Annotated in this window: 8 protein-coding genes and 2 pseudogenes; 7 read left to right on the plus strand and 3 right to left on the minus strand. The window is 69.7% G+C overall.

Annotated features, from left to right (window positions below; translation table 11 throughout):
• Window positions 1–430 (minus strand): glycosyltransferase family 2 protein (locus ND747_RS28155; RefSeq protein WP_251737286.1); only part of this gene is annotated, 430 nt, incomplete at its 3' end.
• Between the two features lie 165 nt (window positions 431–595).
• On the opposite strand from ND747_RS28155, the gene ND747_RS28160 reads away from it, so the two are divergent.
• From ND747_RS28160 to ND747_RS30285, 5 genes and pseudogenes are all read left to right on the plus strand, one after another.
• Window positions 596–1,336, plus strand: a complete 741-nt coding sequence (locus ND747_RS28160; protein ID WP_251737287.1) for a response regulator transcription factor — start codon at window positions 596–598, stop codon at window positions 1,334–1,336.
• 3 nt (window positions 1,337–1,339) lie between these two features.
• On the plus strand, window positions 1,340–2,473 hold the full coding sequence (locus ND747_RS28165) for a HAMP domain-containing sensor histidine kinase (RefSeq protein ID WP_251737288.1): 1,134 nt from the start codon (window positions 1,340–1,342) through the stop codon (window positions 2,471–2,473).
• 102 nt (window positions 2,474–2,575) lie between these two features.
• Window positions 2,576–3,703, plus strand: coding sequence for an NAD-dependent epimerase/dehydratase family protein (locus ND747_RS28170; RefSeq protein ID WP_251737289.1), 1,128 nt, complete (start codon window positions 2,576–2,578; stop codon window positions 3,701–3,703).
• 60 nt (window positions 3,704–3,763) lie between these two features.
• The gene (locus tag ND747_RS28175) at window positions 3,764–4,564 is read left to right on the plus strand and encodes an S-methyl-5'-thioadenosine phosphorylase (protein ID WP_251737290.1); all 801 of its coding nucleotides are present in this window, start codon (window positions 3,764–3,766) and stop codon (window positions 4,562–4,564) included.
• Between the two features lie 377 nt (window positions 4,565–4,941).
• Window positions 4,942–5,832 (plus strand): annotated as a pseudogene (locus ND747_RS30285) (MFS transporter); the annotation flags it as partial.
• Window positions 5,833–6,075: 243 nt separating this feature from the next.
• Here the strand turns inward: ND747_RS30285 and ND747_RS30290 are convergent.
• The gene (locus tag ND747_RS30290; RefSeq protein ID WP_374216346.1) at window positions 6,076–6,798 is read right to left on the minus strand and encodes a peroxiredoxin-like family protein; all 723 of its coding nucleotides are present in this window, start codon (window positions 6,796–6,798) and stop codon (window positions 6,076–6,078) included.
• 50 nt (window positions 6,799–6,848) lie between these two features.
• Here ND747_RS30290 and ND747_RS28185 point away from each other — a divergent pair, with 50 nt between their 5' ends.
• Window positions 6,849–7,802 carry an AraC family transcriptional regulator gene (locus tag ND747_RS28185; protein WP_251737292.1) on the plus strand — a complete coding sequence of 318 codons (954 nt, stop codon included), beginning with the start codon at window positions 6,849–6,851 and terminating at the stop codon, window positions 7,800–7,802.
• Between the two features lie 542 nt (window positions 7,803–8,344).
• Window positions 8,345–8,950: a hypothetical protein gene (locus ND747_RS28190; protein WP_251737293.1), complete on the plus strand. Its 606-nt coding sequence runs from the start codon at window positions 8,345–8,347 to the stop codon at window positions 8,948–8,950.
• 165 nt (window positions 8,951–9,115) lie between these two features.
• On the opposite strand, the pseudogene ND747_RS28195 reads toward ND747_RS28190, so the two are convergent.
• A pseudogene (locus tag ND747_RS28195) lies at window positions 9,116–10,357 on the minus strand (IS256 family transposase).
• Window positions 10,358–10,736: the final 379 nt, after the last annotated feature.

Consider the following 10,736-nt stretch of genomic DNA (forward strand, 5'->3'; position numbering starts at 1 on the left):
CGATGCCGGGACCTGGGTCGGGGAGCCGCTCGGCCAGGTTGACTATGTGATCTCGGCGGAGGTGAAGTCGCTGCTGCGCTTCGAGGGCCGTCACCGTCGCGACCAGTCCGGGCAGCTCGGCCGGGTCCAGCGAGGCGTCGGCGTCGCAGCAGCACACCAGCGGCGCGCGCGCCGCGAGCAGGCCCGCGTGGACCGCCGCACCATAGCCGCGCTCGGTCACCGTCACCACCTCGGCGCCGAGCGCGCGAGCCAGCTGGGCCGACCCGTCGGTGGAGCCGTTGTCGGCGACGATCGGGTGATAGCCGGCCGGCATCCGGGAGAGCACCCAGGGCAGCGCGGCCGCCTCGTTCAGACACGGCAGGACGACGTCGATCCCGCCCGGCACGTCGGCTGGGCCGGCCGGGTCCCTGGCGGTGTTCACGATGGGCATGCGCGGCACGCTAGCCACGGTTCGTGACCGGAATTCTTACGGAACGGGGATGCCTTCCGCGGGTACCGGGCCGGCCACCCGAGCGACCGGCGGAGAAGATTACGAATCCAGAACGGGAACCCGTCTCCCCCGCGGAGGATCTCCCACAGCGCCTACCGTGAGACGGTGGCTCGTGTCCTGCTCGTCGATGACGACGTCACCGTCGCCGATGTCGTCAGCCGTTATCTGCTCCGGGCCGGGTTCGAGGTCGACCGGGCCGTCGACGGCCCGGGTGCGCTCACCGCCGCCGAACGAACCCCGCCCGACCTGGTCGTCCTGGATCTGATGTTGCCGGGCCTGCCGGGTCTGGAGGTCTGCCGGCGGCTGCGCGAGCTGGGCCCCGTACCCGTGGTGATGCTCACCGCGCTCGGCGCCGAGTCGGACCGGATCCTCGGGCTGGAGACGGGCGCCGACGACTACGTGACCAAGCCGTTCTCCCCCCGCGAGCTCGTTCTGCGGGTGCGCTCGGTGCTGCGCCGCACCCAGGAGCCCCCACCCGGCCCGGTCGGCCGTCCGCGGCTACGGGCGGGCCGGCTCGCCGTCGATCTGGCCGCGCGCACGGCCACCCGGGACGGGCAGGACCTGTCCCTGACGATCCGCGAGTTCGATCTGCTCGCCTTCCTGCTGCGTCATCCGGGCGTGGCGTTCTCCCGGGCGACGCTGCTCGAACGGGTCTGGGGCTGGACCTACGGGGACAGCTCGACGGTCACGGTGCACATCCGTCGGTTGCGGGAGAAGATCGAGGATGATCCGAGGTCTCCCAGCATGCTGACCACCGTCTGGGGCGTCGGCTACCGATGTGATCCACCCGCACAGGACGTCGCCACCACGTCCACTGCGCCCGGGGAACCCGCGGAAGCCGGCTGACCGGTGGATCCGAACCTGCAGATCTGCGCGATCGCGCTCGGCTGCTCCCTCGCCGCCCCGCTGCTTGCGGCCCCGGTGCTGCGCCGCCTGCGACGGGCCTCCCTGCGGGTCTGGGCGGCGGCCGTCGTCGCCGTCTCGGTGGGCGGCATGGCGGCCGGTGTCGCGGTCACGGCCAGGGCGATGTTCCTGTCCCACCACGACCTGCACGTCGTGCTCCTGGTGGTCGCCGTGTCCGGGAGCGTGACCGCGGCCATGACGCTGTGGCTGGGTCTGCCCGTCGCCCGCGCCTCCCATGCCCTGGCCGCCGCCGCGGGCCAGCTCGGCGGCCCCGGCTATCGTCCGTCCGACCGTGAGCCGCCCAGCGCGGAGCTGGCGGTGATCGCCCGTGCGCTCGACGACTCCCATCGCCGGCTGTTGGCGGCGACCGAGCGGGAACGGGCGCTGGAGGCCAGCCGCCGTGAGCTCGTCACCTGGGTCAGTCACGACCTGCGCACCCCGGTCGCCGGGATTCGCGCCGTCGCGGAGGCGCTGGACGACGGCGTCGTCGACGACCCGGCCGTCGTGGCCGCCTACCACCGCACGATGGTGCGCAGCAGCGAACGCCTGACCGTGCTGCTCGACGAGCTGTTCGAGCTTTCCCGGCTACAGGCCGGCGCGGTCGCCCTCACGGTGGAGAACGTCCGGGTGGCCGATCTGGTCGCCGAGGCGATCGGCACGGCCGACCCGATCGCACGGGCCAAGGGCGTCCGGCTCACCGGCGACGTGGGCGACGTCGACCGCGTCGACGTGGACGTGGTCGAGTTCCAGCGCGTGCTGACGAATCTGATCGCCAACGCGATCAGGCACACCCCCAGCGACGGGACCGTCGCCGTCTCGGCGTCGGTGGCGAACGGGCGGGCCGAACTCGCCGTCCGCGACGGCTGCGGTGGTATCCCACCCGATGATCTCGGCCGGCTGTTCGACGCCGGGTATCGCGGTGAGAGCGCCCGGTCCCCGTCCGAGGACCACGACCGGGCCGGCGCGGGCCTGGGGCTGGCCATCGTCCGTGCCCTCACGGAGGCGCACGGGGGCGAGGTCAGCGTGCGCAACGTGCGCGGCGGCTGTCGGTTCGTGGTCAACCTGCCCGTGGCGAACTGATCGGTCGCCGTCTCGTCCGGCGGACATCGGTCCGGTCCGGGGCGCCGCGATGTCAGCGCTTCGTAAGATCCGGTCCGCACACCGGCAGTTAGCGTCGGTGGCGTGCGCGTCCTGGTCACCGGCGGTGCCGGATTCATCGGTTCCCACGTCGTCGATGTTCTGCTCGCCGCCGGTATCCAGGTGCGGGTCCTGGACGCGCTGCTGCCCGGCGTGCACCGCCGCACGCCCGGACCCGAAGTCCCTGGCGGACCCGGAATCCCTGGCGGACCCGGAATCCCCGGGTCTGAGGCCTTCGGATCCGCTGCTGCCGGCCTTGATCCCCGGGCCCGGTTGTGGATCGGTGACGTGCGTGATGCGGACGCTGTCCGGGCCGCGCTGGACGGCGTGGACGCGGTCTGCCACCAGGCCGCGATGGTCGGCATGGGTGTCGACCTGGCCGATCTCCCCGCCTACGCCGCACACAACGATCTCGGTACGGCCGTCCTGCTGGCCGAGATGGCCCGTGCCGGCCTGCACCGGCTGGTACTGGCGAGCTCGATGGTCGTCTACGGCGAAGGCGCCTACCGGTGCCCGGCGCACGGCCCGGTCCGCCCGCGGCCCCGGCAGGAACCCGACCTCGCCGCCGGCCGGTTCGAGCCGCGCTGCCCGACCTGCGGACAGCCCGTCGAGCCGCGGCCCGTCACCGAGGACGCACCGATGGATCCCCGATCGGTGTACGCCGCCACCAAGCTCGCGCAGGAGAATCTCGCGGCGGCCTGGGCAGCGGCCAGCGGCGGCACCGTCATCGCCCTGCGCTACCACAACGTCTACGGACCGCGCATGCCCCGCGACACCCCGTACGCCGGTGTCGCGTCCCTGTTCCGCAGTGCCCTGGAACGCGGTGAGCGCCCGGCCGTGTTCGAGGACGGCGGCCAGCTACGCGACTTCGTGCACGTCACCGACGTGGCCCGAGCCAACCTCCTCGCCCTGCGCTGGCCCGGGGCGCCGGCCCGCCGCCTGACCGCCTTCAACATCGGCAGCGGCCGTTCACACAGCGTCGGTGAGATGGCGCGGGCGCTCTGCACAGCCTTCGGCGCGGAGCCACCGACGATCACCGGAGAGTTCCGCGCCGGTGACGTCCGGCACGTGTTCGCCTCGTCGGCCCGGGCCGGCCAGGCACTCGGCTACACGGCCACCGTCGGCTTCGGCCCGGGCGTCGCCGAGTTCGCCCACGCCCCGCTGCGCGTCTGAGCGGCGTTCCAGACCAACCGCGTGGCACACGCGGGCAGCCAGGACACGGAGGAGTCGACAGTGACGAAGGCCGAGATCGCGGTGATCGGCGGAACGGGCCTGTACTCGTTTCTCGACGATGCGACCGATGTTCAGGTGGACACCCCCTACGGGGAGCCGAGCGACCGGATCGCCGTCGGCAGCCTGGCCGGCCGGGGCGTCGCGTTTCTCGCCCGGCACGGCCGTGACCACCGGTTCCCGGCCCACCGGGTGAACTACCGCGCGAACATCTGGGCGCTGCGCAGCCTCGGCGTTCGGCAGATCCTCGCGCCGGCCGCGGTGGGGGCGCTGCGCCCCGACCTCGGCCCGGGCACGTTCGTCCTGCCCGACCAGCTGGTCGACCGCACGTCCGGACGCGAGACGACCTTCTACGACTCCGGTGCCGTGCACGTGTCCTTCGCCGACCCCTACTGTCCGATCGGACGAGCGGTGGTGTCGCGGACCGGGACCGAGCTCGGTCTGCACATCGTCGACGGCGCGACCATGGTCGTCATACCGGGCCCCCGTTTCTCCACCCGGGCGGAGTCCCGCTTCTTCGCCGCCCAGGGCTGGTCCCTGGTCAACATGACCGGCCACCCGGAGGCGGTCCTGGCCCGCGAGCTCGCGCTCTGTTACACCCCGATCGCGATCGTCACCGACCACGACGCGGGTTCCGGCATCGAGTCCGCGGTCACCCAGGCCGAGGTCTTCGAGGTCTTCGCCCGCTCCGTCGGCACGCTGCGAAACCTCCTGCATCATGCGCTGGAGAGACTCCCGACCGAGCGGTCCTGCGCGTGCCGACACACCCTGGACGCCATGACACTGCCCCACGCGCTGCCCTGAGCACGCCGCCTTCTCCGGCCGACGCGAGACACCGAGACCACCATCCTCGACTTCTCCCTGGTCGAAGGTGCGTCAGGTGGACGGCGTGGGGTCCGTCCGCCAGCCGCGCCAGGTCGCAGCGCGGCCGACTCCGGCAGGTCCCAGACCAGGGGCGGAGCCGACCACGCGGCCCGTGGGCGAGGCAGGTGTAACGGGTGGCCCCTCTCCGGTGACTTCGGTGGTGACACCAGAGCACGTGGAGGGCGGGAGGCCCAGTGGCATCAGTGAAGGCGGCCGCGGTCGCGACGACGCTCGATGAGGTGAGCTCGCCGGCGGGCACGCGGCGCCGGCTGGCCCGGCGGCTGCTGCCGCTGCAGGTCGCGGTCGGGCTCTCCAGCATGGTTCTGTGGGTCCCGGTCGAGAAGCTCTTCATGACGCAGATCGGGTTCACCCCACGCACGGTCGCGGTCATGGCAGCCGCGTATGCCGCGGTCGTCCCGCTGCTGGAGGTTCCGTCGGGGGTTCTCGCCGACCGGTGGAGCCGCAGCGGGCTGATGGTGTGCGCCAGCATCGCGCTGCTCGCGAGCACGGTGCTCGGCGGTCTGAGCCACGACGTGCCGACCTACATCGCCGCGGCCCTGATCCTGGGTGTCTACTTCGCGCTCAGCTCCGGAACGGTCGACAGCATCGTGTACGACGTCGTCCTGGCGGAAACCGGGTCGAGCGAGCGGTACGAGACCTGGATCGGCCGGGTGAACATGGTCGAAAGCGGTGTGCTCGTGGTCAGCGCCCTGGCCGGCGGCGCCATCGCCGGCTGGACCTCCGCGCGGGTGACGTACTTCGCCACCCTGCCGTTCGTGGCCGCCTCGGCCGTGGCGTTCGGGCGGTTCGCCGAGCCGCGGCTGCACCGGGCGGCGGAGCCGGTCGCGCTGCGCGGCCAGATGGCCATCACCTACCGCACGATGATCCGGCAGCCGGCCGTGCGTCAGACGCTGCTGCTGGCGGCGCTGACCGCGATGCTCTCCCAGGCCGTGTTCGAGTTCGGACCGCTCTGGCTGGTCACACTGGCCGCGCCCGCGGCGCTGTTCGGCCCGTACTGGGCAATGGTGGTGTCCATGCTCGGCCTGGGTGGCTTCCTCGCGGGCCGGCTGAACCTCGACAACCGCGCGGTCGTGGCCGTCCTCGCACTCGCCGCGCCGGCTGCCACGCTCGCCCTGACCCTGACCCGGTCGCTCGCGGCCGTGATCGCCGCCCAGGCGATCCTGACCCTTCTCCTGGCGATCATCGGCATCCGGGCGGGCAGGCTGCTGCACGACGCCGTGCCCTCGACCATCCGCGCCGGTGCGTCCTCCGGGGCCGGCACGCTGTCCTGGCTGCTCTTCCTACCGTTCTCGCTCGCCTTCGGCTGGTTCGCCCACGCACACGGTGTTCGTCCGGCCGGCTGGTTCCTGACGGCTGCGGCGTCGGCGACCGCTGGACTGTTCGTCACCACGGGGCGCCGGCGCGGCCGGAAGCCGCGCCGGCGCGTGCCGTCACCGCAGTCCGTGCAACGCGGCGAGGACCTCCTCGGGGCCGACGCGCCAGCGGTAGTCGGCGGAGACCGAACGGAACCGGATCACCCCGCCGGCGTCGATCACGAAGGTGGCGGCGGCGGGGAGCTCATAGCTGTCGTCGCCGTTGACCTCCGCCAGGTCGATGCCGAGCCCCTTCTGCACGGCGGTCGGGGCGTCGTCCTGACGGAAGACCAGGCCGTAGTCACGTGCCACCCGGTTGTGGAGATCGCTGAGAACCGTGAGACCAAGCCCTTCCTTCTCGGCGAACGACAGTGAGTTGTCCGGCGTCTGCGGTGACACCGCGACCAGGGTCGCGCCGGTCGCCTCGATCTCGCCGAGCGATCCCTGGAAGGCACGCAGCTGCAGGTTGCAGTACGGGCACCAGGCGCCACGGTAGAACACCAGCACCACGGGGCCCGAGACCAACAGATCATCGAGTGCCCGGCTGGTGCCGTGGACGTCCGGCAGCACGAACCGCGGCGCGGGCGTTCCCACGGACGGGGCGGTAGCACCGACGCCGTCGGCGGCCATGGCCGCGGCGTTGGTGTCGAACGGGGCCAGCGCGTCAGCCCCGTACGCCTCATGCAGCTGGGAGCGCAGGGCCAGGGTGGCGGCGGTCAGGGATGTGGAAGCAGCCTCAGATGTGGACATGACCTCACGATAGAAAGGCAAGACGAGCCTTTCTATACGCAGAAATCTCATTTCTTTAGCTGATCGGCTCAGGACACCGTCGTGCACGATATCGTCGAACAATGGACGCCCCGGCCGACCCACTCACCGACGTGCTCCAGCTCGCCCGTGTCTCCGGCGCCGTGCTCGCCCAGCTCGTCGCACACGAACCATGGGGCGTCGAGGTCGACCCCCAGCCCGGCGCGACCTTCCACGCGATCCTCGCCGGCTCCTGCTGGCTGCGCGCCGCGGATGCCGGCCCGCTGCGGCTGATGCCCGGCGACGTCGTTCTGCTGCCGACCAACCTCGCCCACACCCTGTCCAGCGGGCCCGCCACCGCCGCCATGCCGCTCACCCAGGCGGCGAAAATCGGTCTACGCACCGACGACGGCGTCATCGAACTGCCCGGCACCGGCGCTGTCACCCGCATCCTGTGCGCCTCCTACGACTACGACCACGAGGTCGCCCAACCGCTCATGTCCCTGCTGCCGCGCGTCCTGCACCTCGCCGCCGGCGTTCCCGGCGACGACGGCGCCGTCGCCGCCACGCTCGCGCTGCTGCGCCATGAACTCAACGGTGTTCCACCCGGCTCCCGGGCCGTCGTCGCCCGACTGGTCGACGTCCTGCTCGTCCATGTCGTCCGTGCCTGGCTGCGCACCCGACCGGCCGGCGACGGCTCGTGGCTGCGCGCCCTGCACGACCCGGTCACCGCCCGAGCGCTCGCTCTGCTCCACGAGACACCGGCACGCGCCTGGACCATCGAGAACCTCGCGGCCGAGGTGCACATCTCCCGAGCCACGCTGACCCGCCGCTTCACGACCCTCGTCGGCGAACCGCCGCTGACCTACCTCACTCGATGGCGGATGGACCTCGCCGCCCAACGGCTACGCGAGACCGACGAGTCCGTCGCCACCATCGGGACCGCCGTCGGCTACACCAGCGAACACGCCTTCTCCCGCGCGTTCCACCGCGCCCGAGGGCAACCGCCACATCGCTACCGGATCAACGCACGAACCAGCACGACGAAAAACACCTAAGTGCGTCCAGGCGAGGGTGCGGCTGGTGGTCATACCGCTACCATCCCAGGCAAGGCCGAAGGCGTCGCCGGTCCGGTAAGGCAGCACCCGGGGATGCGCCAGGTCGTTGCCGCCGCCGCTGCCGCTGCCGCTGCCGCTGCCTGACCATCTCGCCGCAGACCTGACCCGAAAACAGATCAACCGCCAGCCCGCCCTCGGCGATCTGATCAACGAATACGAACGAGCTATCCAAAAGGCCAGGTCAACACCGGTGCCGGGTTCTGGCACCACGCACCTCGCAGACGCGTCCCACCCATCCCGGCATATGGCAGGACGTAGCCAGCACGACTCGCGCTGTCATGTTGATGGCGAGTTCGAGATGGAAACCGACTGCGGTGGATACTGTACGGGCACACCTGACGGGAATCCGAAGTAGCTCCTGGCACTTTTCTGCCGCAGCGGTCGGGGGAGGGGGCATATTGGCCGGCTCCGGTGCGGGACGCTCCCGGAGAGGGCGGTCATCGCTCCGCCGGCGGGTTGCCCCCTACAGCGCCGAGCAGCGCATGTCACTGACGATTCTGGAGTACGAGAAGGTCAAGGAGGAGATGCTCTTCGCCATCACCGCCCAGCAGACCACTCTCAACTATGGAATAGCAGCAATGGCGATTGTTTTCACCGGGGTCCTGAGCACCTGGTCGAATGCTCCGCTGCGAACAAGCATCCTGAGCCTGGCTCCGATCTTCGTAGCCGGAATCTGGTTCATCTGGCTCGGTGAACTAATCAGGATGGCACGGGCAGCACGGTTCCTCTGGGAACTCGAACGACTACTCAACAAGGGTAGAGAAGGTAGGGCGACTTCCTATTCCGACCTTTCTCCCGAGAATGTACTGCACTGGGAAGGATGGGTGCGAGGAGCCAACCGCTGGCACCGTAGCCTCCATCTTGGCCTGTCCTATATCGTGTCAACCTGCCTTGTCTTCGGTATCGGGCTCGTCTCTTCGGTTCTCGGCGTTGTGTTTTCTTTTACCGAGCATGTAAGTCCGGCTCTGCGTGGGCTCACTCTCCCGTCGGCCGCATTCTTCGGCGGGCTCGCCGTCACAGGTGCGGTAATGCTACTCAAGAACCCAGTTCTCCAGCGAGGGCGACCCGACGATCCGCCATCCAGATGATCTGCCATTCGGCCCCAGCCCCTTCGGCGTGATGCCGACGGGCCCACCTTCGTCCGTGCGCGATCGCCCAGATAACCCTGCCGGCACACCACACTCCAGACCACGAAGGGTCACATCCAGCGGCGTGGTGTACGGGGAGTGACTCCGCGTGATCCTAATTGAAGTTTATGTGGTGAGGGCTTCGGGTGTCACGCTGATCTCGGGTGTGTCGGACGGGTTGTTCGTGGCGTCGACTTTCGCGAGGATTTCCAGGCCGAAGTAGCGGTGGGTCTCGATCCATTCGTCGTGTTGTTCGGCGAGTACGGCTCCGACGAGACGTATGATGGCGTCGCGGTTGGGGAAGATACCGACGACGTCGGTGCGCCGGCGGATTTCCTTGTTCAGCCTTTCCTGCGGGTTGGAGGACCAGATCTGCCGCCAGACCTCCCGCGGGTAGGTGGTGAACGCGAGCAGGTCGGCTTTCGCGCTCGAGAGATGGTCGGCGGCCTTGGGGAGTTTCTCGGTGAGGGCTTCGACGACCCGGTCGAACTGCACGCTGACCTCGTTCGCGTCGGCCTGATCGAAGACGGTTCTGACCAGGGTGGCGACCCACGGCTGCGACGACTTCGGTGTCATCGTGAGCAGATCCCGCAGATCATGGGTCCGGCAGCGCTGCCACGACGCTCCCGGCAGCGTGGAGCCGATCGCGTTGACCAGTCCCCGGTGGGCATCGGAGGTCACCAGCCGTACCCCGGACAGGCCGCGGGCGACCAGGCCTCGGAAGAACGCCAGCCAGCCGGCGCCGTCCTCGCTGCTCACGACGTCGAGGCCGAGGATCTCCCGATGGCCGTCGCCGTTGACACCGACCGCGAGCAGGCAGTGCACATTGATCACCCAGCCGTCCTCTCGGACCTTCATCGTGAGCGCGTCGGTCTGGACGAACCGGTACGGGCCGGCGTCCAGTGGTCGGGAGCGGAACGCTTCGACCTGGGCGTCGAGATGCTTCGCCAACACCGATACCTGCGATGTCGAAATATGATCCACCCCGAGCTGTTCGACGAGCTTGTCGACCCGGCGGGTCGATACCCCCAGCAGATAGGAGGTCGCGACCACCGAGATCAACGCCTGCTCGGCGCGACGACGACGCGTCAACAGCCATTCCGGAAAATAGGATCCCTACCGCAGTTTCGGTACCGCCAGGTCGATCGTCCCGGCCCGGGTGTCCCACTCCCGCGCCCGATAGCCGTTCCGCCGGTTCACCCGCTCAGGTGAAATCTCCCCATATTCCGCATTGCAGATCCCGTCCACCTCGGCGCCCATCAACGCCTCCGCGAACGCCTTCACCATCGAGCCCAGCAGGTCCGGACTCGCTGCCATCAGCTCCTTGCCGAACCCCTCGGCATCAGCCACAGTCGGACGCACGGCCATCGCGTATCTCCTCGTCGAGTTCTTGGCGGTTCTCGAAAAGGATCACGCGATGGTCGCTCTACATTACGGACCGCCACTCCGAAAAGTCGCTAAACGATCACGATCCGTACACCACGTCCGTGGACGCCATTGATCTCCATGGTCGTCCACCTGCGTCCGCCGGCTTGGCTACATGATTGGCTACACGGCGCATCGCCGAAAGCCGGGGCGCTGGCTGGCCTTGGAGCAGCACCCTGGCCTCGCGTCACCGTCGAGACCTCGCCAGTTGATCGAGAATCTCAGCGGCACCGCATCCGGTCGCGACCGCCGAGGAACGCGGAAGCTCCGGTGCGTGCACTCACCGAGGAAGAGGCCCGGCGGGTCCTCGCGGTTGCCCTCG

The organism is Frankia sp. R82 (assembly GCF_023716925.1).
GTDB lineage: Bacteria > Actinomycetota > Actinomycetes > Frankiales > Frankiaceae > Frankia.